Origin of the sequence: Streptococcus sp. Marseille-Q5986 (genome assembly GCF_946902915.1) — a bacterium.
Classification (GTDB): domain Bacteria; phylum Bacillota; class Bacilli; order Lactobacillales; family Streptococcaceae; genus Streptococcus.
The window spans coordinates 26,014-52,378 of the sequence record NZ_CAMPPY010000004.1 but is presented as its reverse complement, the minus strand read 5'-3'; the positions used below and the strand labels follow the sequence as shown (position 1 = coordinate 52,378).

Below are 26,365 nucleotides of genomic sequence, written 5' to 3'. Positions count from 1 at the left end.
TTATACCAATTTATCTAAGAAACTTTCCCCAATCATAGCAGTTTCCACACCAAAGTTATCGGCAACAGTCGCTGAGATATCTGCAAAATGCCCTACTGGAATGACACCATTTCCTTTAAAGGCAGGGCTGTAGGCCAACAATGGAATATATTCACGAGTGTGGTCAGTTCCAGCGTAGGTTGGATCATTTCCATGGTCTGCTGTAATCAAGAGAAGGTCATTCTCTCTCATAGCTGCGATAATTTCAGGTAAGCGTTCATCAAACTCATGCAAGCAATCACGGTAACCGTGAGCATTACGACGGTGGCCGTAAAGGGCGTCAAAGTCAACCAAGTTTGTGAAAGAGAATCCTTTTTCAAACTCAACAAGACCCATGGTCTTCAATAGTGTATCAATTCCATGACTATTTGACTTGTTGTGGCCCATATCATGGTTAATACCCGCACCGTTAAAGATATCGTTGATTTTACCAACAGCATAAGTATCGATACCAGCTTCGTTCAACTTATCCAAAACAGTCGGTGCAAATGGAGAAACGGCCAAGTCACGACGATTTGCCGTACGAGTGAAGTTTCCTGGTTCACCAACATATGGACGGGCAATGATACGACCTAGAAGGGCAGGACGCTCAAGGGTAATCGAACGAGCGTATTCACAGATACGGTACAATTCATCCAAAGGAATGATGTCTTCGTGAGCAGCAATCTGCAAAACTGGGTCAGCTGAAGTATAGATAATCAACTCTCCAGTTTCCATTTGACGTGGTCCAAAATCATCGATAACAGCTGTACCTGAGTAAGGTTTGTTAGCTTCACGAATGACCTTGCGTCCTGAAAATTCTTCGATTTTTGTCAAGATTTCTTCTGGGAATCCGTTCCAGAAAGTATCAAAAGGCTCAGTAATATTGAGTCCCATGATTTCCCAGTGACCAGTCATGGTATCCTTACCAAGGGAAACTTCTTCCAATTTCGTTGCATATCCTGTTGGATTGCTTTCAGCTGGTACAGTCTTAAGAGGAGTTTCACGTGGAATATTTCCTAGACCGATTTTGGCCATATTTGGCACATTCAAACCAACTGTTTTTGAAATGTGTCCCAGTGTGTCCGAAGCTCCATCTGGAACCCCTGCATTGACAAAGTTATTAGCATCTGGTGCAGCACCAATTCCTACAGAATCGAGTACTACCAAGTGAATACGATTAAATTTTGACATAGTGTGCCTCCTTTTATTTTCCTTTTGTTGAAGTTAAAACCTGAACGCCATTTCGTCCCGCTACGATGACCTTATCCACCATTTGGTTGAACAAGCCATGCTCTACGACACCAACGACATGATCCAATTCTTGCCCGAAGGCAATTGGATCTTCAATGACATACAAGGCTAGGTCAATGATAAAGTTCTGCATATCCGTCACAAAACGTTGGCCGTCTTTTTCACGAAAACTTGGTTTGTAGCCAGCTCGCTCAAAACGACGAAAAACCTGTTCTGCGCCATACTGAACCACTTCCACAGGCAATTTAAAAGAACCTAGTTTATCAACCAGTTTGCTTTCATCCACCACCCAAATATATTCTTTTGAGGGTGTTGCGACAACCTTCTCCATCAGAAGGGCACCACCACCGCCTTTGATTCCGTTAAACTGGCTATCTACTTCATCCGCCCCGTCAACCGTCACATCGACAAAATCCACTTGATCAATCGACTTGAGCGGGATGTTAAGTCCTTCAGCCTGTTTACTGGTCACACTGGAAGTTGTTACAGCAGTAATCTGCAAACCTTCTTCTTTGATCCGACGACCAATTTCTTCGACAAAATAATAGGCAGTAGAGCCCGTTCCCAGACCGACTACCATACCATCCTTGACAAACTCAGCAGCCTTGATACCTGCCATCTTTTTCAGATTCTCCACTTAAACACCTCCAATATAGAGCTACATCTATTATAACATGTATCCGTTTTTATTTCATGAATACACTTGAAAAACCCGAACATTTTTATTTCAGGTTTTGGTGTTCTATTTAACCATGTCAGGATCGTAATCATAAAATCCTGTGTCAAGAAAACGGTTTTTAGGGTGTAACTTGCGCACTTCTTCATCCAGCAAGAAGGCTTGGTCATGGCTAAAGTTCCCCTCTTGAATCAAGCTACGCGCTTGAATAAAGAGTTTTGCAATCTCTACAAAATTCTGACCAGGTGTGTAGAGCCCCTCTAGCTTCCAGTGAGTAAAACCATGCTCTACCAATTCTGTCAATTTAGTCATCAAATCAAGGTCGTTATTTGCAAAAATATGGGTACCATGATTGTCCTCAAAAATCGAGTAATGACTCTCTGGATCACTCGGCTCTGCCAAGAAGAGGTCACGTTTACGCGTCTTTTCATCATCGATATGCGTAAAGTTATAGTAGTTTTGTAAGAGAGGACGCTTAGAATGGTGAATGACACTGGCACCATAAACCAAGACTTCAGCAGGAATTTCCAAAATCTCTGGCATCTTGAAGAGTTCGGCAGATGGAATTTCACGCGCCAAAACAGCCTCAGACGCACCAGCCTTTTGTCCCCAGAAGTTGATCTGACGACTGCTAGTTACCATAGTTGAGGCATCGTAGATAGTTTTAAATGAATAACCATCGCGATTAACCACATGAAAGACTCCTGCATCCCCAATCGTAATGTAGTCTGTCTTGATTTCTTCCAAAAAGTCTAAGAAAGGCTTGATACGGTCCATCATATCTTGGTGCATGAGGGCATTGACCGCAACAATCAATTCCTTACCAGCGTCATGAACCAGCTTAGCAATTTCACGCAATTGGTTATGACTAAAGGTTGTTGGCAGACGAAGACCAAAATCTTTCTCACCGACGTAGATACGGTCTACGCCAGCTTCGAGTAGTTGTTCAACTTGTTCAATACTTTCAGCAGTTGCTGTAATGATAATCTTTTCCATAAGAAAAATTATACCACATTTCTAGCAAATCAGCCATGCTTTGAAAATGAAAAGGAACTTTAGTGTTTTTGTAACCATTCTGTAATAATTCTCTGCATAAAAAATGATAAAATAGTTACATACTGTTAAGGAGAGAATCATGCCCGCAAGAAAATTAGAAGCCTATGAGTTTGAACAAACTCCCGAATCGAATCAAACTCCGCTTTATCATGACTATACACTAGAATCACCCGTTAACTCCAATTTAAAAGAGGTTTTATTTTTTATAAATATTGCTTGTTTTTGTATTTTTATGGTGTTTTTTAGTTTTATCTTTTTAGCCTTAAAATTAAACACAGCTTTATCATTTGTTGTTGCTATGGGGGTAAGCTTGACACTCCTCCAACTCCAACGAGAGATTATTAAACGAAAAATTTCAAAATAAAGGTTGGTAGTGGTACCAACCTCTTTTCTAGTTATCAAAAAAGACAGTTTTAAAACTGTCTTTTTATTTATTCTTACGTTTGGGAGGAGATTGAATAGCAATCTTAACTTCAAAAATTGTTCCTCTAGCCTTGTTATCTTTAACGATAATCGTTCCTCGTAAGGCATCTACGATCTGCTTAGCCAAAGATAGGCCTAGACCAAAACCACCTTTCTGACGGGTTCTTGCCTTGTCTACACGGTAAAAGCGGTCAAAGATTTTCTTCTTGTCAGCAGCTGAGATCCCAATCCCATTATCCGTTACGGATAGATAGAGGTGGCGATCCGTAGCATGGATCACAAACTCAATTTTTCCATCTTCTTCGGTATACTTGATGGCATTGTCAAATAAGATGGTCATGAGCTGTTTCAGGAGCAACTGATCGGTCATGAATGGGCGATAAATCCGATTTTCATACTCAAAAACACGATCATTTTCAGAAGCAATCAACTCATAGTTAGCAAAGGTTGTTTTAAAGAATTGCGGAGAAACTTCTGCTATTTCAGGTTTGATTCCATCATCTCGACGTGCAAGGTTGAGAAGATTGGTCGTGAGGAAACGCATGTTGCGAACTTCTTCAAGACTAGAAGCGATACTTTCACTAGATTCCATAATCGTTGCTTCTGGTTTTCGAAAGAGAGTCTCTAAACGATTTTGTAAAACGGCCAAAGGCGTTCTCAATTCGTGGCTCGCATTTTCAACAAAGGACTTCTGCTTTTGCATACTTTCCAGCAGAGGTTTGACACTGACACGTGCCAGGTAAACACTGGCAATTAAAGATAGGAGCCAGAAACTGGTCATGACTACTACGATTAAGTGCTCATGGTTTTGGCTAATCTGCTCAAGCTGACTAGTATTGATCAAGATTGTCGCATATTTGACATTACTTGAAACAGTGGATGAATTGGTTTCCATCAAGATCATCCGGTAGGTTTCTTCTTGACCGTAGCTATTGACAACTTGGAGTTGACGAATGTGATTCAACTCTTTCTTGTCCATTTTGATCTTGTCCAAACCTAAAAAGCGATTGCCCAGTAAGAGTTGGTTAAAATCCTTGTCAAAGAGCAATACTTCAGTATTGGAACTAACATTTGGTTTGATTTCAGCCTTGCTGGCATCCGCAGTTGCCGGTTCAATGTCCTTGAATTCCTCAGTTGCCCGATTCAGGGCTAACTGGATAACCGCTTGAGGGCTACCACTAAGGGCTTGGAGTTTTTCATCTACAGAAGTGTAGAGACTCGAGTGCATGACCTGGAGGATAATCAAGGTCATAGCAGAGAAGATTAGGGTGAACACTCCAAAGTTCCGAATGAAATAGCTGAAGTCATCTGAATACCATGTTTTTCTTAGCTTATTGAACATCTTTTAAAATATACCCGACACTACGCAAGGTTTGAAGATTTTCAGCAAAGGCTGTTCCCTTCAATTTCTTACGAACTTTTGAGACATAGACTTCTACAACGGAAATCGTCGTATCACTATCAAATCCCCATAGGCGGTCAAAAATCTGAGTCTTCGGCAAAATAACATTTTGATTTTGAAAGAAATAAACTAATAAATCAAACTCTTTTCCTAGCAATTCGACAGGAGTATCTTCGACTTTAACGGTATTGGTTGACAAATTAACCACAATATTTCCATAAGTCAATGTATTTTTATTAAACTTACCTGAACGTTTGAGAAGAGCTTGAATCCGCATTTTGAGTTCTTCTAGGTAGAAAGGTTTGGTCAGATAATCATCCGCTCCCAGTTCAAATCCATGTCCCTTGTCATCCAAACTTTCCTTGGCAGTCATAATCAGAACTGGTGTCGTAATTCCCTTTTCACGCAATTCTTTCAATACTTGAAAACCATTTTTTTCCGGCAACATCAGGTCAAGCAAAATCAAGTCATAGACACCACTCTCAGCTTCGTAGAGACCTTCTTCTCCATCAAAAACCTGCATGACATCTGCAAAATCATCTAAAAAGTCAAATACTGAGTTTGACAGGCCTAGGTCATCCTCAACCAATAAGATTTTTATCATGAGAAACTCCTCCTTATTAAAACCATTATACCAAATTTGCCTTAAAAAAAACTCAACTCTCTCTTATTTTTAAGATAGAAAGTTGAGTTTTTGTTTACATTTCGAACGAATTAAGCTTTGGCATATTGGGCTACAACAGCTTCGACTGCTGCTTTTTCACGGTTAATCAAGTCAACACGCGCTGCAATTTCCTTGATTCCCATACCAATATTACGGCTAAGAGCAAGATCAGAAAGTTGTGGCTCAAAGAACTCCTTGTATTCCGCCAAGCGTTGCTCTGTCTTAAATACATGAGCAGGAAGGATAACAAAGCTATCAAAGCTCATATCTCCTCCAAGAGCTGCCTTAATCCAAGCCCAGTTTTCACGAGCCCAAGACCAAGCTGTTTCCTGAGTTGCTTGATGAGCTAGGAACTGGTAATACCAAGCTGACAAGTCTTGTGGTTTGACCACAAATTTGTCCTTCCAAGCAGCAATCAAGGTTTGGATATTGTCCGTATCTGTACTGTAGGCAAGAGCTGCTGCCAACTGACGTTTAAAGACTGCATCTGTTGCGTGCGTATAAGTATCAAGATAAACTGCTAGCAAGTCTTTAGTCTCATGATGTTTCATCTCATTGATCAGAACCTGTGAGCGAATAGCTGCCGGAAGTCCTGCAAGATTCTCCTTGTGGGCTGCAAAGATTTGGCTAGCAACTTGACTAGCTTCTGCATCATTTGAGCGAATCATCATAGAAATGGCTAACTGACGAACCAATTCATCCTCATCTGATTCTCCATCTTTAGCTTCGAAACCAAGACGGTCATAGTTGTGACGAGCCAATTTAGCAACTAGTGCTTTGAAGGCTGTTTCAGCTTCTGTTCCTTCATCGATAAAGCGCTCAAGGGCAGAAATCACTTGAGAAACAGCGGAAACCACAAGGTAAGATTCTTCCTTAGCAAGTTTATCAAGGACTGGGAACAAGTCAGCATAAGAAATGTGCCCTGCTTCAGCAAGCAAGCGACGTTCTTGGACGATTTGTAGTTTGCTTGTATTATCAAGATCAACTAGGTCAGCAAGAACTGCATCTAGCAAGTCTCCTTGATAGTCTGTAATGTAGTGAGCTGTATTTTCAGTGTTGAGGCGAAGTGCTGTTTTGTTTTCAGCAAGAAGAGCTGCGTATCCAGGAATTTCAATACTTTCAGTTTCAAGTGTATCTGGCAAACCTTTCCAGTTGCTGTTGAGTGGCACAACCCAGAGACGATTCTTGTCTTCGTGCTCACCGATAAAGAATTGTTTTTGTGAAATCCTCAAGACATCATTTTCAACTTTGACAGTAAGTACTGGGTAACCAGGTTGTTCCAACCAAGAATCCATGAAGGCTGCGACATCACGTCCTGACGCTTGTCCGAGAGCATTCCAAAGGTCACGTCCAATTGTATTGCTGTACTGATGTTTTCCAAAGTAAGCGTGCAAACCTTTAGCAAAATCAGCATCTCCCAGCCAACGACGAAGCATGTGCATGAGACGACTTCCTTTAGCATAGACGATAGCACCATCAAAGAGGGTATTGATTTCATCTGGGTGTTTGACTTCGACGTGAACAGACTGAACACCATCAGTCGCGTCACGTTCAAGAGCAAGAGGTACTCCACCTGTTTGGAAGTCTTCAAAGATATTCCAACTTGGCTCGATGGCATCCACACAGACGTATTCCATCATGTTGGCAAAGCTTTCATTGAGCCAGAGGTCATCCCACCATTTCATAGTCACGAGGTTTCCAAACCATTGATGGGCAAGCTCGTGGGCAATGACAAGGGCAACTTGTTGGCGGCTAGCAAAGGTTGAGTTCTCGTCCACAATCAAGTAAACTTCACGGTAGGTCACAAGACCCCAGTTTTCCATAGCTCCAGCTGAGAAGTCAGGAAGGGCGATGTGGAGAGATTGAGGGATTGGATACTTAACTCCGTAGTAATCTTCGTAGAACTCGATAGAGCGAACAGCGATATCCAGTGAGAAATCAAGGTTTGATAGTGGATGAGCTTTGGTTGAGTAAACACCTACGAGGGTACCGTTTTTAGTTTTAGCCGTCACACCTTGCAAATCACCCGCAACAAAGGCTAACAAGTAAGAAGACATGCGAGGTGTTGTCTCAAACTTCCAGATACCTGTTTCCTTACGGTTTTCAACATCGATTTCTGGCATGTTAGACAAGGCCAATTCACCTTCTGCTTGGTCAAAACGTAGAGAAAGGTCAAAAGTTGCTTTAGCTTCTGGTTCATCCACACATGGGAAGGCTTCGCGCGCAAAATGGCTCTCGAACTGAGTTGATAAGACTTCCTTCTTAACTCCATCAACAGTATAGTAAGAAGGGTAAATCCCTGTCATGTTGTCTGTAATTTTTCCTGAGAAAGCGATAACCACTTCAACTTGACCAGCCTCAGCCAATTCGATATGAAGAGCCTCATTTTCATGGTCAACTGTAAATGGACGAGCTTGACCTGCAACTTCTATAGAAGCGATTTCCAAGTCTTTTTGGTGAAGGGAAATACGGTCACTCTGTGCTTGACCAGTGATGATTACTTTCCCTGAAAACGTCTTGGTCTCACGACTCAAGTCTAAAAATAAATCATAATGTTCAGGAACAAATTGCTTAATAAAATGTTCAACTGCTTGCATAATTTTCTCCTATTCTAAGTTTAAGAGCTGCTGCTCTTCTTCAAACAAACTTATTATATCATGTTTTGCTTGAAAAAAAAGGATTGGACGGTGATTTCCAAAACTTTCTTCCGTCTAACAGCCTACAGTGGGTAGACCTTGCGAAATTCTTCTAAAACAACCTTGCTTTTAGGTGTAAAAGTCAGTCCTGCTTGACCTAAGCAGTCTGTGAAAAAAACCTCATGAACCTGGCGCCAATAGGCTAAGGATTTGTCTCCCTCACCTTCCTTATAGGCATGTTGCGCAGAAACTTGATGAAAGGGCTGGACAGAAACCTTTGTAATTTCAACAATACAGACAGCCTGATTTTGACTATCTAAAATGACATCAAAAGTTCCTTCTTGAGGAAGAGACTCGGCTTCTAGTGCATAGAGGTCGTAGGCTGATGCTGTTACAGTCTTTTCTCCTTTTAAAACCAAATCTGCTAAAAGGTCTGGTTCCACTCCAAAAGCCCAAGCATCGATTTCATCTCCTATAGAGGGGTTAATTTTCTTGTAGGCATTCCACATTTCTTGCGGTGTCATGGGTTGCTCCTTTGTAATTTTTTACTTTCTTCTTTTACACGTTTGAGGTGGTCTGGATGATCAATCTCTAAATTAAAAATCTCTGGAATAGAACTGTAATGGATAATGCACTTGATACTCCTCTGATTCATTTTTTGTATGAAAGAATCATTCAGATAGCCTGCTACAGCAAAGTCAATTTTTTTCGCCCTTGCTTTATCCTGCATATCTCTTAGCATATCTAACATTATTGGACTTTCCATATCATGCCATTGACTGTTTCTCACAGTCGCAAAAACAAAAGAAGTCAAATCATTCATTCCAACTACAATCTTTGAAATACCAGCTTCCAGTATGCTGTCTAAGTCAAAATATGCTGACGGTAATTCAATCATCGTGCCGATTTTCCCGGTAAAACCATACTCACGCAATACTCTAATAGCTTGTTTTAATTGGTCGGCATCATTGACAAAAGGAAAAATAAGAGACAGATTGGGATTGGTTTGATAAATTTCTGTAACGACATTGGACTCAGCCTGAAATTCATCCGGATACGCCAGTAAACGCCTAGTTCCTCTGTATCCAAACAAGGGATGATTCTCATCAAAATACTCTTTAGTCCCCTCGAGACAATTAGCTTCTGTATTCGTTAATTCTGAAAAACGATACCAGACCTCTTCATCTGAGTACAAGGAGCAAATGGTGTCTAGATAATCTTTTACAAATTGCTGACAACTTGGTAACAGTATGTTTTGGTTGAGCTCTCTCAACAAATATTCCCCACGAATCATGCCAACATGATGAAATAGTTGTGGGTAAACTTTTTCATCATGTTTTTCGCCACTAAGGGCAAGTTGGTTTTTCATCATTCACCTTCCAATTCATGTAAGAAGTCTTGTCAAGTTCTGGAAATCCCAATAATTCAGAATCTGTATTCACAAAAAATGTTAAACTAAAGATATGATACGAAAAACATATGATACCGATTTAACCGATCAAGAATGGGCTAAACTTGAACCCTATTTCTCCCAACATCGCACCTATAAGTGGGCTAAACGAGAACTCGTGAACGCCACCTTGTATATCACTAAAACAGGTTGCCAATGGCGTATGCTCCCTCATGATTTCCCTCCTTCCCTAACTGTCTGGAGTTTCTTTCGTCGTGCCAGAGAGAGCGGTTTGTGGGACACCATTTTGACGGAACTGGTTAAAAAAAGCGACTGAAAGCTGGTAGAGCAGCCACTCCAACCTATGCTATCATTGATTCTCAAAGCGTGAAAACAACAGATGCCGCAGAGGAACGTGGGATTGATGGCGGTAAGAAGGTCAAAGGGAGGAAGCGCCACATCCTTGTGGATACTGTGGGAAATCTTCTCGATGTGGTGGTTCATGCAGCTCATTTGCACGGCACAAAATCAGGTTTTTTAGTGGCTCGCAAAGTGATGCTACAATTCCCAACCATCAAGGCTTTTTCAGCCGATGCTGGTTATCGTAAAAGCTCTGAGGAGATGATGGTGAAGGAGTTTGGTTGCCCAGTAGATATTTCTGAAAAAATCAAGGACAGCTGGCAAATCATCCCCAAACCTTGGGTTGTTGAGCGAACTTTTTCTTGGTTGAATCACTCTCGAAGATTAGCTAAGGATGTTGAAAAATCCGTATCGTCAGAGCTTGCTTTTGTCAAACTTTCACACATTAATCGGCTTTTAAAGGCTCTATCATTTTGTGAATACAGGTTCTAAGCTTTCTTCTAGTAAATCTTTACTACAGCTATAGGGAGAATGTGGAGCTACCATAACCTTGAAATTTGGATTTTCATATCCTAAGATTTCCTCTATGATGGCTCGTGTTCTGCTCATAGTCTCAGTAGTTGTTTCTGTATCTGAAGAAAAGAGGGTCGGTGAGAAATAACAACGCATCTTAGATGCCTTCGCTGCTTGATAAATTCTCTCAATATCCACACCATTGGGATTATACATATCGTTGAAGGTTGTTGTTCCTGACTGGAGCATTTCTGTCAGAGCTTCTCTGACCGCCTTGGTAGTCATGGCGGGAGTAAATCCTGCTTCTGCTGGCCAGATATAGTCATTGAGCCATTCATGGAGATTGCTGTCATCTCGGATCCCTCGCAAACCTATCATGGCAGAATGGGTATGACAATTGACCAAACCAGGCATGATCCAGGCTCCCTGATAGTCTATAATCTGCTCAGCTTGCTCTAAAATCTCTGGCTTTTCTTGACCAACATAGATGATTTGAGAATCCTTAACGGCTAAGATACCATCCAGATAAACATGGAAATCTTGGTCACAAGTCACGATATTTATAGTTAATTGAATATAAAACAGTACAATACAACTTCTGAATCATTGTTAGAAATTGATTTCAATTCCCCAATGGATTTGTTCACATTTTATTTCAATCTAGTATACATGCTGAAAGACTTTCATTATAGGCTCCTTTTCTAAAAGACAATTTACAGTGAATAATTTTTCTAGCTATGAAACAAAAAAGTCACCCGAAGGCAACTTTTTCCGTCCATAAAATTTCAAAAGAGAATGGATTATTCAGAGCTAAAAGCTGCAGCTTGCTGCATTTGGTAATACTTGCCTTTTCTAGCCATGAGGTCCTGATTGTTCCCATACTCAACAATGTCGCCATCCACCAAGACAAGAATCAAATCCGCATCCTGAATGGTTGACAAGCGGTGGGCGATGATAAAACTTGTGCGCCCCTTCATGAGTTTAGCAAAGGCATCCTGAACCAGCACTTCTGTTCGTGTATCGATGGAGGAAGTCGCCTCGTCTAAGATAAGAATCTTTGGAATAGCCAGAAAGACTCGCGCGATGGTCAAAAGCTGGGCTTGACCAACAGAGAGAGATTCTCCTGCATTTTCCAACTTGGTATCGTATCCCTGCGGCAGTTGTTGGATAAAGAAGTCTGCATTGGCAGCTTTGGCAGCAGCAATCACCTGCTCTCGACTGGCTTCAGGATTGCCAAAGGCAATATTGTCATAAATGGTCCCTTGCTTGAGCCAGGTTTCTTGGAGCACTATGCCAAACTGCTGTCTCAATGATGCTCGGGTATAATCATAAATGGATCGTCCATCCAGCAAGATATCTCCCGACTTAATAGGATAAAAACGCATGAGGAGATTGATAAGAGTTGATTTTCCAGCACCTGTCGGACCAACGATGGCTACCTTGCTGCCAGCTGGGATATCGATGGATAAGTCCTTAATCAAGGTCCTTTCAGGATTGTATCCAAAAGAAACATGTTTAAAGGAAATAGCCCCCTTCACTTGATCACTGGTCAAGAGTTCCTTACCTGTTTCAGCAACCTCAGGACTTTCTAAGACAGCATAGACGCGCTCTGCACAAGCTAAAGCACTTTGCAATTCGGCTAGCACTGAAGAAATATCGCTAAAGGGCTTGGTGTACTGTTGGACGTAATTCAAAAAAGTCACTAAACGTCCGATGGTCAAGGTGGACCCCATCATGATACGATAAGCTCCTACTCCAGCAAGAAGAGCGTAAATGAGCGCATTGACAAAGCGAGTCGAAGGATTAACCGTTGAAGAATAAAAGATGGCTGACTGAGAATAGCCTGCGTAGTTGCCATTCGCCTCGTGCAGTCTTTGGATAAACTCTGTCTGAGCATTGAAAGACTGGATAATAGTTTGCTGGCTAAGCGATTCTTCAATCAACTGAGTCTGAATCCCCCTCGTCTCTGTTTGCTTTTGGAAGAGATGATAAGATCGTTTGGCAATAAAGCGTGAAATCACTATGGACAGTGGTGTCAACAGCAAGACCAAGAGAGTCATGAGGAGATGAATTTGAAGCATGGCTAGAATACTAACCAAAATCATCATAACACCAATGAAAAATTGGTTAAAAATCATGGTCAAACCAGCTGCCAACTGTTCTATATCCGTGGTTACACGACTAACCATCTCTCCACTCCCCTGCCGATCCACAAAAGCAATCGGTAAACGATGGAGCTTATGGATGATTCGCTCTCGCAAGTCTTTGGTATAAGAGAAGATTAGACGATTATAAAGAAGAGGATTGGCCCATTGCACCAGTGTATTTCCTATGACTACCAAGATCATCTGGAGGAAAATCTGCCAAAAAACTGGTGAAGAACCAGCCACTAGGACCTGGTCGATGACCTGCCCAATCAGAATAGGTAAATAAATTGATAAGGCAACCTGAGCAATAGTTCCTAGAAAGGCCAGGAAAAGGAGGAAAGGATGGCTGGCTAAATCTATGGCTAAACGTTTTAGCGTCTGGTTTGCAGTTTGTCGTCTCATGCTAGTCCTCCTTTCCATGTTGGGATGCATTGATTTCACGATAGACTTGACTAGTCTTCATCAAATCCTCGTGCTTGCCGATAGCTAGTAACTCACCTTTTTCCAAGAGGAGAATTTGGTCAGCCATCTGAAGTGTAGAAGTCCGTTGAGAAATCAAAATTAAGCTCGTATTTGGCATATTTTCTCGAATAGCTTTCAAGAGCTTGGACTCGGTAATGGTGTCCAGTGCCGAAGTCGCATCATCTAGGATGAGGAACGGAGCTTGGCGCAAGGCTGCTCGTGCAATAGACAGCCTTTGTTTTTGTCCACCTGAGAAATTTCGACCTCCTGCCTCAACAGTGGCATCCAAGAGTCCTTCCTTTTCACCGACAAAATCCTTTGCTTGCGCAATCTCCAAGGCCTGCCAGAGTTCTTGGTCAGATACTTCTTGATTTAAACCCAAAGTCAAGTTGGAACGAATAGTTCCTTTAAAGAGTTCGACCTTTTGGGGTACATAGGCAATCCAAGACCGCCACTGTTCAAGTTTACGAGGACTACGTCCATTTCGATAAAGGTCAATACTTCCCTTGTCTGCTGGATAAAGTCCAAGTAAGACTTGCACCAAGCTTGATTTACCAGAACCCGTCCCCCCAATGATACCAAGGATTTGCCCTTGCTTCATATCAAAGGAAATGTCTCTCAGAGAAGGTTGGGCCGCATCTGGATAGGTAAAGGTCAATTCTTGGACTTGTAAAGCCTGATCATTGGTAGCTTGCTTTTGTTCTAACTCTGAATGGATATCTTCTGGAGCTTCAGCAAAGACTTCCTCGATTCGCTTGGCTGAGATATAGGACTGGTTGAGAGAATTTATCAGCATGGCGAGCTTAACCAATTCCACCAAGATCTGTAAGAGGTAGTTGATAAGCGCAATAAGAGCACCCTGACTGAGTACCCCTCCTTGAATTGAAATATAGCCCTGCCAGATGATGACGAGAAGGGTTCCATTGACAATCAGATAGGTCAGAGGTGTTAACAAACTAGACCAGAAACCCGTCTTTTCTTGCAATCTCGCATAGACTTGGTTAAGGGTTTGAAAAATATGCAATTCTCGTTTTTCTTGTCCAAAAGCACGAATGACCCGCATCCCTTGCAATTGCTGGCGTGTTTCCTGAACCAGTTGGTCCGTTTTCTTTCTGAGACTACTGTAGAGAGGATTAACCAGTCGAGAGAGCCCTACAATGACGATTGTCAAAATGACAACCATAACTAAAAACCAAAAAGTCAGCTCAGCTGAGATTCGATAGGCCATAAAGATCGCCCCAAAAACGATAATAGGCGCTCGCAAAAAGAGGCGCAGAAATTGATTGATCCCAGTCTGAATCTGATAAGTGTCCGAAGTCAAACGAGTCACCAAGCTAGAAGTTGTCAGACGGTCTCTGCTATCCTTGGGCAAGGAAAGAATATGACGATAAAGGTCGTTTGTCAGTTCTTTGGCAAAACCAACCGCAGCCTTGGCTGAATAAAACTGAGCTACCAAGGCCACTAAAACGCCAATCACTGCACAGATAAGGAGTAGGCCAATCTGCATCCATAGATGCCCTTGATCTCTCTGGGGCAAGGATTGGTCAACAATCCCTGCAATCACCATGGGAACCAGGAGCTCAAACACAGCTTCTAGTAGCTTGAACAAGGGTGCCAAAATCGATCCCTTGATGTAGGGTTTAAAGTAAGATAGTAAGTGTTTCATAAATCCCTTCTATTCTTATTCTGGAAATGAAGAAAGTGGGAAGCCCCACCCTCTCTGATTTATTTGTTTAAGTAAGGTAATAGATAGCCATATCCTGCTTTTTCCATCTCATCCTTGGCTACAAAGCGCAAGGATGCAGAATTGATACAGTAACGGAGGCCACCTAACTTACGCGGTCCATCTGTGAAAACATGACCTAAGTGAGCATTTCCTGACCGAGAACGAACCTCGATTCGCTCCATTCCATGACTCAAGTCTTTGTAATAATGAATCAACTCCTTAGAAATCGGACGGCTAAAACTTGGCCAACCACAACCTGAGGCAAACTTATCCTTGGCAAAAAAGAGTGGCTCACCCGTCGTAATGTCTACATAAATCCCTTCTTCAAAGGTTTGGTCATAGGCATTGGTAAATGGAGCCTCTGTAGCAGCTTCTTGGGTAACACGATAAGACTCTTCAGTTAAGCTTTTCTTCAACACTTCTTGACTAGGCTTTTCATAGTTAGATGCGTCAATCAATGGCTTATCAGCATCGATCACATCAATATGGCAGTAACCTGAAGGATTTTTCTTGAGATAGTCTTGGTGGTAGTCTTCAGCCAGAATGTAGTGGCGTAGTTTCTCTACTTCTACTGCAATCTTTCGACCCAACATGCGCTCCTGCTCCTGCACCACTGTGTAGATAATGGGCAGATCTGCTTCATTCTGATAATAGATTCCTGTTCGATATTGGCGACCACGGTCATTCCCTTGTTGATTAATCGATAAAGGATCGATGACTCGGAAATAATAAAGTAAAATCTCTCTGAGTGACACTGCTTTCTCATCATACATCACTTGAACAGTCTCTGCATGGTCTGTTTCCTCGAGCAGCTGGTAATTGGTCGTTTCGACTTGCCCATTAGCGTAGCCAACACTGGTTGCTAGCACTCCAGAAATTCGTGAAAAATATTCCTCTAGGCCCCAAAAACAACCGCCTGCTAGATAAATTTCTGCCATCTTCGTTTCTCCTTTATCAAGTTTGTAACTAATACTCTTCGAAAATCTCTTCAAACCGCGTCAGCTTCATCCACAACCTCAAAACAGTGTTTTGAGCAGCCTGCGGCTAGCTTCCTAGTTTGCTCTTTGATTTTCATTGAGTATAAACTTCTTTTCAAAAAAAGGATAGGAAGCCCTCTGGTCGAGAGTTCCCCCATCCTATCATCTATTCTTTATTTTACTTGGACACGGACACCTTGGGTATCAACTTTCAAATCATGCAGTTTTCCTTTGAAAGGTTGCTTTTCCAATTCTGCCTTAATCGTTGGCATCTTGTCATGAGAAGCCAAGACCATAACTGTCGGTCCGGCACCAGAGAGATAGGTTGCATAGGCACCATTCTCTTTGGCTACTTGCTTAATCGTAGCAAATTCTCTCACCAAGTCCTGACGGTAACGTTCATGGAAGAGGTCTCCCTCGATTGCTTGCCCAGCCGTCACCATATCTCCTGCTAACAAAGCCGCAACCGCCACATTGGCGATAGAACTAGCAGCGACAGCTTCCTTGTAGGACAATTTTTTAGGCAAGACACCACGACTGTCACGAGTACGCAATTCATAGTTGGGAATATAAGCTAAAAAATCACATTCTGGGAAGTCAGCCACGATAGCAGAGACTTGCCCTTCAACGGAACTTGCAATAACGAGATTTCCATAGATAGCTGGAGCCACATTGTCTGGATGTCCTTCAATCTTGGTCGCCAGCTGCAATTTGTCGTGGTTAGATAAGTTGAGCTTGCCCAGTTGGTTAGCTAGTTCAATCCCAGCAACAATCACCGAGCTAGAAGAACCCAAACCACGCGCCAAGGGAACATCACTGGTCATTTTCAAGCGTCTCGGTTGCAAGTATGGCGCAATTTGCAAGGCAATCTTGAGCAAGAGATTACGTTCGTCATGGGGAATCCATTTACCAATCTGGTGTTCAATCAGCCACTCATCTCGTTCTTCGCAGACCTCAATTTGAAGATACTTGGTTACAGCTACACCGACCGAGTCAAAACCTGGCCCAATATTGGCACTGGTTGCAGGTACGATAATCTTCATCCTATTCTCCTAACACCTTGAAGGTATTCAAGAGGTCAAATTCTGAAGCTTTGGCCAACTCAGCTGAAACATACTCAACTTGTGCTTTATTAATCTTGTGTGTAATGATAACAACACGCGCCTTGTCACCCTCTTTGCCATCTTGGAGGATTTGCTTGAAGGAAATATCTTGAGCATTAAAGATTTCAGCCAACTTCAAAACCTGACCTTTTGAGTCTGGTGCCAAGATTGAGAAATAGTAGTTTGCTTTAACATCTTCTGGATTTGCCAAGACCAAGTCACGGCTGTATTCGTTGAAGTCTTTACCAATGGTACCATCATTCAAGCGACGAACGATACGGACAATATCCGCCACAACACTTGTTGCAGTTGGTTTTTGACCCGCACCTGGTCCGTAGTACATAGATTCACCGATACCGATAGATTCTACAAATACAGCGTTCATAACCCCATTCACACTGGCAAGTGGATGTGCTTTAGGAAGGAAGGTTGGAGTTACTTCTGCAGCAATACCTGAAGGAGTTTCCTCGATAGAACCAACCAATTTCACTACATAGCCCAGGTCTTGGGCTACAGCTACGTCTTCTGGTGTGATGTTGCGGATTCCCTTGTGGGCTACATCGTCAAAGGCAACCTTCATACCAAAAGCAAACTGGCTCAAAATCACCATCTTGTAGGCTGCGTCAATCCCATCCACGTCATTTGTAGGGTCGCTTTCTGCAAATCCTAGTCTTTGAGCTTCGGCCAGAGCGTCATCGTAAGACCAGCCTTCTTCCACCATCTTGGTCATCATAAAGTTAGAAGTTCCGTTAACGACACCAAGCACGCGAGTGATTTTATCAGAAGCCAACGAATTTACTAGAGTACGAAGAATTGGAATACCACCAGCAACTGCCGCTTCGTAGTAAAGTGCTACATTATGCTCTTTAGCGATTTCTAACAATTCTACGCCATGGACAGCCAAAAGGTCCTTGTTTGCAGTAACAACGTGTTTTCCAGCTTCCAAGGCACGAGTGATAAAGGTCTTAGCAGGTTCGATACGTCCCATCAATTCCACTACGATAGTAATGTCCTTGTCTGATAAAATATCGTCTACACTGGTCACAAAGTTAAAGTCATTCCCAGCTGCAAGCAAGCGATTCTTTTCATCTTCATCCTTGACCAATACCTTGGCTACTTCAATCTCTGAATGTGCTGATTGATTGATTTTTTCTCCATTTTCCTTTAGGAGGAAAGGCACACCACTTGCAACGGTACCAAATCCTAGTAAAGCAATTTTAACTGTCATGTTTGTCTCCTAGAAATTTTCTGATATAGCCATTATAACAGAATTTTGTGAAAATTCCTATTATAGTAAATCACTATTTCAGTCTAGTAAAGAAAAAACGAATCAGACGATTCGCTCTTCTTAAAATCTAGAAATAGCTTTCCAGAAAGGATTATCCAATCTTTTGTAGATTGAGCACTGCATCGTGATTCATCAAGACTTGACCATACTCTTGCAAGACTGAACGACTGATGTCACTATCATCTGCAAATTCACGCATACGAGCCAAGATCCAGGCTGGATATGGACTTGGATGATTTTCAATATCCACTAGAATGGTCAAATAATAGCGCTCGTTCATTTTGTAGAGTTCAGAAGTTTCCATCTCAAAAGTCACTGTCTTGGCAAAAGCTACCAAGTCAGCCAACTTAACAAAAGAAAGGATATAGTAGATGTAGGGCTCTTTCTTGCTTTCAACTTCTTGTTCAGCCTGCTCTTGCTCTTCTTCCTTTGCTTCGACCTGCTCTAGAGATTGGATAGCCTCAATATCGTCCTTGGTCTTATCTGCAATGCTCTTTTCCAAGGTTTTGAGAAATTCATCTGGCGACATTTGCGCCAATTCTTCCATGTCTGGCAAATCCGCCAAATCTTCAAAATCCAGATTTTGGTCAATCTTGGACTTGGTCACAAGGACGTCCACCTTATCAGGTTTTGGCGTCACACGGAAACTCAGCATGCCACTATCCAAGAAATTATCTGGCATCTCTAACTCATCTAAAATAGCATAGAAAAACTCTTCGGTTTTTTCCTGAGGAACGAGAAAGTCTGCAATCTCCATTCCTCGATCCATCAAATCATCTAAAGTCATCGTGATTTTCAGTGTTGTATCACTAATTTGTTTCATCTTCATGTCTAGTAACCTCATACTTTCAGTCTATCTATTATACTAGATTTTTACGATTTTATCAAAAGAATGAAGCGAGAATGTGATATAATACTAGATATGATTTTAGATTTAAGAAAGCAAGTTCAATGAAAAATATAAAAGTAAATGCCTTGGCCAGCTTGCTGGTCAATATTCTCAATATCGTTTTTCCACTGATAACCAACCCTTATCTGACACGGATTCTCAGTAAATCCAATTACGGTTATTTCAATACGGCCAATACTTGGGCAAGTTTCGTTATTCCACTTGCCGCCTTTGGGATATACAACTACGGGATTCGAGCTATCAGTAAGGTCAAGGATGACAAGAATAAAATCAACTACGTCTTTTCTAAGTTGTTTTATATCTCGATTTTCACCTCTCTCCTGACTACTGGTATCTACTTCCTCATTACCTTCTTTGACACCAGCATTGAGAATCTGAAAGTCCTCTACTATATTCTAGGGGCCCAAGCACTCTTCCAATTTCTCAATATCGAATGGATGAACGAGGCTTATGAAAACTATGCCTTCATCCTCTATAAAACATTGATCATTCGGATTACCATGCTGGTCGCTATCTTCGCCTTTGTTAAAACGGCAGATGATATCGTTCCTTATGCTATCGTTATGACAGCGACCACTATCCTCAACTACCTGCTCAGTTTTCTTTGGATTAAGAGAGAAGTTTCTTTTGTTAAGATCGGTTTCGTCGAATTAGCTAAGGCTTCTAAACCACTCTTTACTATGCTTCTCTTAGCAAACGCTAATATGCTTTATACCTTGCTAGATAGAATGTTTATCACCAAGGGACCAGATGAAAACTATATTTCTTATTATGCAATTGCCTATAGCATCGTTATGCTGATTGCAGGTGTCTTAAGTGGTGCTATCAGTGTCAGCATTCCACGTCTAGGCTACTACCTCGGGAAAAAGGATTACAATTCTTATAATTATCTTGTAAATCAAGCAGCATCATTATTCTATTTTCTCATGATTCCAACTAGTTTCGGAATTATGATTCTAGGAAAGTACGCAACGGTTATCTACTCTTCTGAAAAGTATCTTGAGGCAGGTATCGTGACCAGCGTCTTCGCCTTTCGAACCATTATCTGGGCTATTGAATTGATTCTTGGTAAGCAAATTATCTTTATCAATGACCACGAGAACCGCTTGACTGCTTTCTACTTTGCTGGTGGTGGAGCAAATCTCCTCTTCAACTGTATCTTGTATATCAATAATATTTTTGCCCCTGAGTACTATATTGCTACTACCATTATTGCAGAAGCCATCGTTGTTCTCTTAGAAATTCATTTTATTAGGAAACACCAACTAATCAATTTAAAAGAAATCTTTGAGACCTTAACACGTTATGGTCTCATATCCCTTGGATTTATCCCGATTTTCTATATTTTCAAGATGATTTTCCAAATCAGTTCCTATACGGTGAACCTCAATATGATTCTCATGGTTCTTTCTACCATAGCAACTTGTGGAATCTACTATCTCTTGATGCTTTTTATCGCCAAGGATAAAACACTTCACTATGCACTGAACCTAGTACTAGCTAAGATCAAAAGAAACTAAAAGAACCCCCTACTGATAAACGAGCGTTTACTAGTAGGGGGTTTCTTTTATTCTTTTTCTTTCTTGTCAGAAGTATTGGCTTCTAGATTTGAATCTTGTTTTGGCTGCTCAGCAATAGAGGAATTAGCTTCTTGTTTCTTTTCTGACTGATCTGCTTCGCCATTGACAGCAGCAACAGCCTGTTTCCAAATACCTTCTTCGTTTACCTTGTAACCATCAGGTGTTGTTGCGTTCTTCAACAAAGAACCATCAGCTTGGAAATAGTACCAATTACCATCAAGCTGTTTCCAACCCGTTTGCATAGCACCAGATCCGCTAAAGTAATATTGCTTACCATCTACTTGATGAAGGCCAACCAACATGGTGCCTTCCTGAGCTTCAAGGTAATACCATTTCTCATTATCCTTAACCCAGCCCGTTTTCATAGCTCCTGAGTCAGCGTAGTAATACCAGTGTTTATCAAGCCACTGCCAGCCCGTTTGCATTGCACCACTAGCGTTCAAATAGTAACGAATACCGTTGATTTCTTGTTTCCCAGTCTGCATAATACCATCTTGATTTAGGTAATACCATTTCTCATTATCCTTAATCCAGCCTGTTTTCATAGCTCCTGAGTTCGCATAGTAATACCAATTGTTCTCTAGCCATTTCCAACCCGTTTGCATAGCACCAGATCCGCTAAAGTAATATTGCTTACCATCTACTTGATGAAGGCCAACCAACATGGTGCCTTCCTGAGCTTCAAGGTAATACCATTTCTCATTATCCTTAACCCAGCCCGTTTTCATAGCTCCTGAGTCAGCGTAGTAATACCAGTGTTTATCAAGCCACTGCCAGCCCGTTTGCATTGCACCACTAGCGTTCAAATAGTAACGAATACCGTTGATTTCTTGTTTCCCAGTCTGCATAATACCATCTTGATTTAGGTAATACCATTTCTCATTATCCTTAATCCAGCCTGTTTTCATAGCTCCTGAGTTCGCATAGTAATACCAATTGTTCTCTAGCCATTTCCAGCCTGTTTGCATTGCACCACTAGCGTTCAAATAGTAACGAATACCGTTGATTTCTTGTTTTCCAGTAAGCATGATACCATCTTTGTCCAGATAATACCATGTATCCTGATCCTTGACCCATCCAGTTTTCATAGCTCCAGAACTTGCAAAATAGTTCCAGTGACTGTCAATAAAGGCCCAACCAGTTTGCATGACACCTTCTTGATTAAAGTAGTATGTGCTTTCATTGATATTCTTTTTACCGATAGTTCGTAACCCATCCTCATCATAGAAATACCAATCTGAATCAATCTTTTGCCAAGTTGAAGGCTTACCTGCTGTTTGGAGTGCACCACTGTCTGCAAAGAACATCTTCTTGCCATTAAAGACTTGATATCCTGTTAGCATTTTACCATCTGCTGCAAAGAGATATTTCTTCCCTCCAATTTCAGAAAGCTCACTAAATCGTCTAGCACCGTTTGATTGGATATAATACCAAGAGCCATCCAGCTTGAACCAACCACCAGTTTGCATTTTACCATTTGGGTTCAAATAGTAGTCATTCCCCTTGGCATTTTCTCCCCATTCGTCATTAAGGTGAAGCCAGCGTCCTGCTTGCATTTGCCCTTTTCCATTAAAGAAGTAAGTGGCTCCGCCAATCTCTTTCCAACCGATAGCCATTTCCCCATCACTTAAGCGATATTTCCAGTAGCCACCTTCTTGATACCATTTTTCGTCAACTACAGGGATGTCAGGGAAGAGATTAGAAACATTGGCAAATCCGCTATCACTAATATCAAAAACAGTAGCGTCTTGAGTTTGACTAGAAGCTCTGAGAACTTGAATATTTTTCTTTTGGAGATATTCTCTGGTTGAAGCAACATTAATATCTCCACCAGTTGTTTGAATAATCATCTTTGGTGATAAGTTTTCAAGAAAATTAATCGTATTTGAAATTTTCGCATCATAATGATGATTCCATTTCATCATATCAACCTTGCCGATAACTGGGCCTAACTTATCTTCCGCTCCTTCTGCGTTATCTAAATCACCACCAAGATAGATTCTCTTTCCTGCAACAGTCACCACTGAAACGATAGAGTTGGAGTTATCATCTAGAACTTTTTTCAGATTCCCCTCAGCATCATATTCATTCTTATAGTTGTAGAGTTGGATATCCATATCACCTAATTTAAAGTGACTGTCCTCATCTGTAATATTCTGAATAAGAGTAACCCCTCGTTTTTGTGCGGCTCTCAAAGCATTATCATAATTGAAAAGATTATCCCAGAGTCCCCAGTGTGAGGTAATCCGTTCATCTGAATATTTTTTTAAATAAAACTTACCAACCTGATAACGATTAAGTATCTCATCTGCTCCGCCGATATGGTCACTATGTACATGGGTTCCAATAATAAAATCCAGTTTTTTAACACCAACTTGGTCAAGATGGCGAATCAAACGGTCTTCCAAGACTTGATAATTTCTCATGGAAATTCCCCAACGACTTGGATAGCGTGGATCACTCCCATCAGGAAAGTCATAATCTTCCCCCATGTCAATCAAGGCATAATGACCATTGCTCTCCAGAAGGATGGCATCACTCCCAGATTTTGCTTTAGTATTTATGAAATGGATACGATTGCCTGAACCAGCAGTAATGGTGTCTGCATTAACTTGCTGTGATAAACCAATCAACACAAAAAGGAAAGCAAGTAAACCATAACTGACTGATTTAACTAATCTTTTATTCTTCATCTTTAACACTCCTTTCTCGATGAAAACAATCTCTTACTAATCAATCCAATAATTCTTATCAGTTCCTGGAACCTGCTGTTCAACAGGTGGTGGAGCCATATAGTCTGCTCCAAATTCGTAGACAAGAATTTCATGGTATTTTCTCGGAGCCTTCACTACGATGTTTTCGTATGGCATATCAACCAGATCATAGAGCCATTCTTTTTTGATTCCCTCTGGAAAACTTGGATCAAATATCGTACAGGTAAAATCTGTAGCTTGATTTATACTATATTTCAAAGCAAGGTTCTCTAATTTTTGATTCCAAGTTTGTGGAGAACTTAAACGAAAAATAGCTGACCCAATATAGCGAGGTAGATTTTTTATCCCCCCATTTTCCGATTTAATTCCTTTGAAATTCAGAGAAGAAAGGCGGATGAAATGTTTGTAGAGTTTCATTTTCTTACAATCACTTTCCTCCGTCACGACACCATCGTATGGAAAAATGTCAACGCAAGTTCCCAATACGACTGTCGGGTCCAGAAGATTGGCATCTCTACGTGTTCTAATGTCATGAACACGCATATAACTGTACGGATAGCCTTTTGTTTCTCTAAATGAAATCAATTTGTAGTAGGGATGATTCTCATTTTTTAAAACCTCATAAAGCTTTTCAAATTCATCACGCGCCAAGGAAATATCCGTATCATCATCCCAAGGGATAAATCCTTTATGGCGGACAGCTCCTAGTAAGGTTCCAAAATCAATAAAATATTTAATCTGATGCTGTTCACATAGTTCATGTAGATACTTTAAAATATCCAACTCCACTTGTTTTATTTCTTCAAGACTTAAAGTTCTTTCAGACATAGGTTCTATTCTCCTAGTTTTGACTAATTTTTTAAATGATTTCTAACTGCGATTTGCTTACTTAGAACTTTTAGTGATTTTCCACAGTTTGAAATCGTGGTGAGATACTCTTTGTTCAAGAGGCGGCAATTGCATGTAATCTCCATAGTCAGAGGTCAAAATTTCATGGTAGTGTTTTGGAATCATAAATTTCTTGCCTTCAAACGTTCCCACAATCACTTGTTCTAACCACTCACGTTTCCAAACTGGCTTATTCATATCCTTGTAAATCAAATAGTCAACTTGCTCGTAGTCAGCAACTGCTCTATATTTAGCAAGCTCATCAATTTGCTCAACATACTTATTCGTATTTGTGAAATAGAAAATGACAACAGAAATATAGCGTATCAGTGAATTCAGTACACTTTTCGTGTTGGTAATTCCTTTAAAAGTGTAACAACTCAATTGACGTTTCTTTATGAGTTTCGTCATCTTGTTTTTAAAATCTGCATCATCTTCATAACCATCTACAGGGAAAATATCCACATAGATTCCCATATTGGAATCAATTCGTACATCTTCTTCGAGCAAGTAGGTATGGTTATCCTGCACTTTCATAAAAGGATAGACATAGTTAAGATTATTTTTATAAGACATGACCTCATAGCGTTCATCTGGATTGGCGATAAGGTAGTCTTGCAACTTTTCATAATCTTCTCGTAACATGCAGATATCCATGTCATCATCCCAAGGGATAAAACCTTTATGGCGAACCGCACCAATTAGACTTCCATATGCTAGGAAATACTTGACACCAATTTTCTGACAAACCTCATGAATGTACGCCATGATTCCAAGTTCCATCTGTTGAATTTCACTGACATCTGTCACTTCTTGATACCGAACTCCTTCATCCCGTTTGCAAACCACTAGTCCATAACCGATTGCCAACCAAAAGATGATATTAATAAAGTTGGTAGAGTACATGATCTGACTTTCAAATAATTGACCAAACAAGACACCGAAGAAAAGGATCATGATCAATTTATCAGTATTTTTCTTGGAAACAATCAAATAAGTTAAAAAGTGCTTGATAACATAAGCCAGTATAAGAAGGAAGGGTACCAAGCCTAGAACTCCCGAACTGACAAATATGGTCACAAAAATGTTATGGAAATTCCCACCGATAAGGGAGTTTTGAATCTCAAATTTACTGAAATATTCTGTGTAGTAATCTGGAACATTCCGTACGCCATAACCAAAAATTGGTTTCGTACTTCCCATCTTGATGGCATTTTTCCAGATATAGGTTCTACCACTTGGTGTTGTTTCAATCAGATGGAGTTCACCATTCTTCTTGGTAACAGACGAATCTGTCTCAGCGTAGGATTGTCCTTTGTTCAAGTCAAAAACAGTCGCAGTTTCAGATGAGATATAAATTGAAGTTACATAGCTTAATCCAATATTAGTTGCAGTAAGCAGCAAACCAGCAACAATAAAAGTGAGGAATCGTTTAGCAATACTTCCTCTACTAGCAAAGAAACTATAGAGTCCAATCATGAGAAGCAAAGAAAGTAAGGCTCCTCGACTTTGCATTGTAGCGAAGTAAACGAATTGAATCACATTGTTCAGTTTAAGATAAACAGAATATTTACTTCCTTTATGGATCAAATATATGGCCAAAATAATGCTAATGTATGAAAATATCGCACTAGCATTTGGATTGACAATTCCCCACAGACGTCCATTCATGACACCATAGTAATAAGATTGTTCGCTAATCTTAAATAGGATAAGGACTCTACTTACCAATAAACCAAACGCAAAAATTGCTGAAGAAAAAGATACAATTTGAACCGTATAGGCAATCCAGTCAAATAATTTTTTAAGTTGCCCTGATTGTAACATAGTAAATAATAGAACATAGGTCACCATGAAGAGAATTTCGATTACATTTCCAATCAAATGTCCAGAGCGATTGAAAATAGCAGATAGCAGATGGCTTCCAGATAACAAGCCAAATAAGGCTAAAAACTTTCGATCTACTGTAATCTGTTTCCACTTAAACAACAATGTGTAGCAAATATAAAGTACAACAATCGCTGACAATCCCTTATAGATTGGATTTGCTACCTTGTAAACTAGTGAACTCATACTTAAAATCGAAATGAACACAAACAGATATGCGATCCATAGTTTTGATTTTTCAAAGTATTCATCCATTTTTAAAAAATTCATTTTCAACTCCTTCTCATGATA

The 26,365-nt window shown here is 40.7% G+C and carries 21 protein-coding genes and 1 pseudogene; 4 read left to right on the top strand and 18 right to left on the bottom strand.

Going from position 1 to position 26,365, the window contains the following annotated elements; genetic code table 11:
* The 3 genes from OVN21_RS07060 to OVN21_RS07050 form a co-directional block, all read right to left on the bottom strand.
* Nucleotides 1-1,212, bottom strand: a complete 1,212-nt coding sequence (locus OVN21_RS07060; protein ID WP_267247861.1) for a phosphopentomutase — start codon at nt 1,210-1,212, stop codon at nt 1-3.
* A gap of 13 nt (nt 1,213-1,225) precedes the next feature.
* Entirely contained in the window at nt 1,226-1,909 is a 684-nt protein-coding gene (gene rpiA / locus OVN21_RS07055; protein WP_267247860.1) for a ribose-5-phosphate isomerase RpiA, read from the bottom strand.
* A gap of 105 nt (nt 1,910-2,014) precedes the next feature.
* Nucleotides 2,015-2,944 (bottom strand): peptidase U32 family protein, encoded by a 930-nt coding sequence (locus OVN21_RS07050; protein ID WP_267247859.1) that lies wholly within the window; start codon nt 2,942-2,944, stop codon nt 2,015-2,017.
* A 139-nt stretch (nt 2,945-3,083) separates the two neighbouring features.
* On the opposite strand from OVN21_RS07050, the gene OVN21_RS07045 reads away from it, so the two are divergent.
* On the top strand, nt 3,084-3,368 hold the full coding sequence (locus tag OVN21_RS07045; protein ID WP_267247858.1) for a DUF3270 family protein: 285 nt from the start codon (nt 3,084-3,086) through the stop codon (nt 3,366-3,368).
* A gap of 63 nt (nt 3,369-3,431) precedes the next feature.
* On the opposite strand, the gene OVN21_RS07040 is transcribed toward OVN21_RS07045, so the two are convergent.
* The 5 genes from OVN21_RS07040 to OVN21_RS07020 form a co-directional block, all read right to left on the bottom strand.
* Nucleotides 3,432-4,769 carry a sensor histidine kinase gene (locus tag OVN21_RS07040; protein WP_267247857.1) on the bottom strand — a complete coding sequence of 446 codons (1,338 nt, stop codon included), beginning with the start codon at nt 4,767-4,769 and terminating at the stop codon, nt 3,432-3,434.
* A complete protein-coding gene (gene ciaR, locus OVN21_RS07035; protein WP_267247856.1) occupies nt 4,759-5,433 on the bottom strand; it encodes a two-component system response regulator CiaR in 675 nt (224 codons plus the stop codon). The genes OVN21_RS07040 and ciaR overlap by 11 nt, the downstream gene beginning before the upstream one ends.
* Before the next feature lie 110 nt (nt 5,434-5,543).
* A complete protein-coding gene (locus OVN21_RS07030; RefSeq protein WP_267247855.1) occupies nt 5,544-8,090 on the bottom strand; it encodes a M1 family metallopeptidase in 2,547 nt (848 codons plus the stop codon).
* Nucleotides 8,091-8,212: 122 nt separating this feature from the next.
* Complete coding sequence (locus OVN21_RS07025) at nt 8,213-8,653, bottom strand: ASCH domain-containing protein (RefSeq protein WP_267247854.1); 441 nt, start codon at nt 8,651-8,653, stop codon at nt 8,213-8,215.
* On the bottom strand, nt 8,650-9,498 hold the full coding sequence (locus tag OVN21_RS07020) for a putative PEP-binding protein (protein WP_323744041.1): 849 nt from the start codon (nt 9,496-9,498) through the stop codon (nt 8,650-8,652). The genes OVN21_RS07025 and OVN21_RS07020 overlap by 4 nt, the downstream gene beginning before the upstream one ends.
* Nucleotides 9,499-9,592: 94 nt before the next feature.
* Here OVN21_RS07020 and OVN21_RS07015 point away from each other — a divergent pair, with 94 nt between their 5' ends.
* The gene (locus OVN21_RS07015; RefSeq protein ID WP_267246846.1) at nt 9,593-9,856 is read left to right on the top strand and encodes a transposase; all 264 of its coding nucleotides are present in this window, start codon (nt 9,593-9,595) and stop codon (nt 9,854-9,856) included.
* Nucleotides 9,853-10,371 (top strand): transposase, encoded by a 519-nt coding sequence (locus tag OVN21_RS07010; protein ID WP_323744040.1) that lies wholly within the window; start codon nt 9,853-9,855, stop codon nt 10,369-10,371. Before OVN21_RS07015 ends, OVN21_RS07010 begins: the two co-directional genes overlap by 4 nt.
* On the opposite strand, the pseudogene OVN21_RS07005 reads toward OVN21_RS07010, so the two are convergent.
* The 7 genes and pseudogenes from OVN21_RS07005 to mecA form a co-directional block, all read right to left on the bottom strand.
* Nucleotides 10,366-10,968 (bottom strand): annotated as a pseudogene (locus OVN21_RS07005) (amidohydrolase family protein); the annotation flags it as partial. The gene OVN21_RS07010 and the pseudogene OVN21_RS07005 sit on opposite strands and share 6 nt — an antisense overlap.
* Before the next feature lie 224 nt (nt 10,969-11,192).
* Nucleotides 11,193-12,941 (bottom strand): ABC transporter ATP-binding protein, encoded by a 1,749-nt coding sequence (locus OVN21_RS07000; protein WP_267247852.1) that lies wholly within the window; start codon nt 12,939-12,941, stop codon nt 11,193-11,195.
* A gap of 1 nt (nt 12,942) precedes the next feature.
* On the bottom strand, nt 12,943-14,667 hold the full coding sequence (locus tag OVN21_RS06995; RefSeq protein WP_267247851.1) for an ABC transporter ATP-binding protein: 1,725 nt from the start codon (nt 14,665-14,667) through the stop codon (nt 12,943-12,945).
* A 59-nt stretch (nt 14,668-14,726) separates the two neighbouring features.
* Nucleotides 14,727-15,665, bottom strand: a complete 939-nt coding sequence (gene msrB, locus OVN21_RS06990; RefSeq protein WP_138338678.1) for a peptide-methionine (R)-S-oxide reductase MsrB — start codon at nt 15,663-15,665, stop codon at nt 14,727-14,729.
* 212 nt (nt 15,666-15,877) lie between these two features.
* A complete protein-coding gene (thrB, locus tag OVN21_RS06985) occupies nt 15,878-16,747 on the bottom strand; it encodes a homoserine kinase (protein WP_267247850.1) in 870 nt (289 codons plus the stop codon).
* 1 nt (nt 16,748) lies between these two features.
* Nucleotides 16,749-18,035 carry a homoserine dehydrogenase gene (locus tag OVN21_RS06980; protein WP_267247849.1) on the bottom strand — a complete coding sequence of 429 codons (1,287 nt, stop codon included), beginning with the start codon at nt 18,033-18,035 and terminating at the stop codon, nt 16,749-16,751.
* Nucleotides 18,036-18,186: 151 nt separating this feature from the next.
* Nucleotides 18,187-18,924: an adaptor protein MecA gene (gene mecA / locus OVN21_RS06975; protein ID WP_267247991.1), complete on the bottom strand. Its 738-nt coding sequence runs from the start codon at nt 18,922-18,924 to the stop codon at nt 18,187-18,189.
* Nucleotides 18,925-19,046: 122 nt separating this feature from the next.
* Between mecA and OVN21_RS06970 the strand changes: the two genes are divergently transcribed.
* Nucleotides 19,047-20,525 carry an oligosaccharide flippase family protein gene (locus OVN21_RS06970; RefSeq protein ID WP_267247848.1) on the top strand — a complete coding sequence of 493 codons (1,479 nt, stop codon included), beginning with the start codon at nt 19,047-19,049 and terminating at the stop codon, nt 20,523-20,525.
* A gap of 47 nt (nt 20,526-20,572) precedes the next feature.
* On the opposite strand, the gene OVN21_RS06965 is transcribed toward OVN21_RS06970, so the two are convergent.
* The 3 genes from OVN21_RS06965 to OVN21_RS06955 are packed head-to-tail and all read right to left on the bottom strand — an operon-like array spanning nt 20,573 to nt 26,344.
* On the bottom strand, nt 20,573-23,278 hold the full coding sequence (locus OVN21_RS06965; RefSeq protein WP_267247847.1) for an MBL fold metallo-hydrolase: 2,706 nt from the start codon (nt 23,276-23,278) through the stop codon (nt 20,573-20,575).
* Between the two features lie 36 nt (nt 23,279-23,314).
* Nucleotides 23,315-24,127: a LicD family protein gene (locus tag OVN21_RS06960; protein ID WP_267247846.1), complete on the bottom strand. Its 813-nt coding sequence runs from the start codon at nt 24,125-24,127 to the stop codon at nt 23,315-23,317.
* Nucleotides 24,128-24,184: 57 nt separating this feature from the next.
* The gene (locus OVN21_RS06955; protein WP_267247845.1) at nt 24,185-26,344 is read right to left on the bottom strand and encodes a LicD family protein; all 2,160 of its coding nucleotides are present in this window, start codon (nt 26,342-26,344) and stop codon (nt 24,185-24,187) included.
* Nucleotides 26,345-26,365 lie beyond the last annotated feature (21 nt).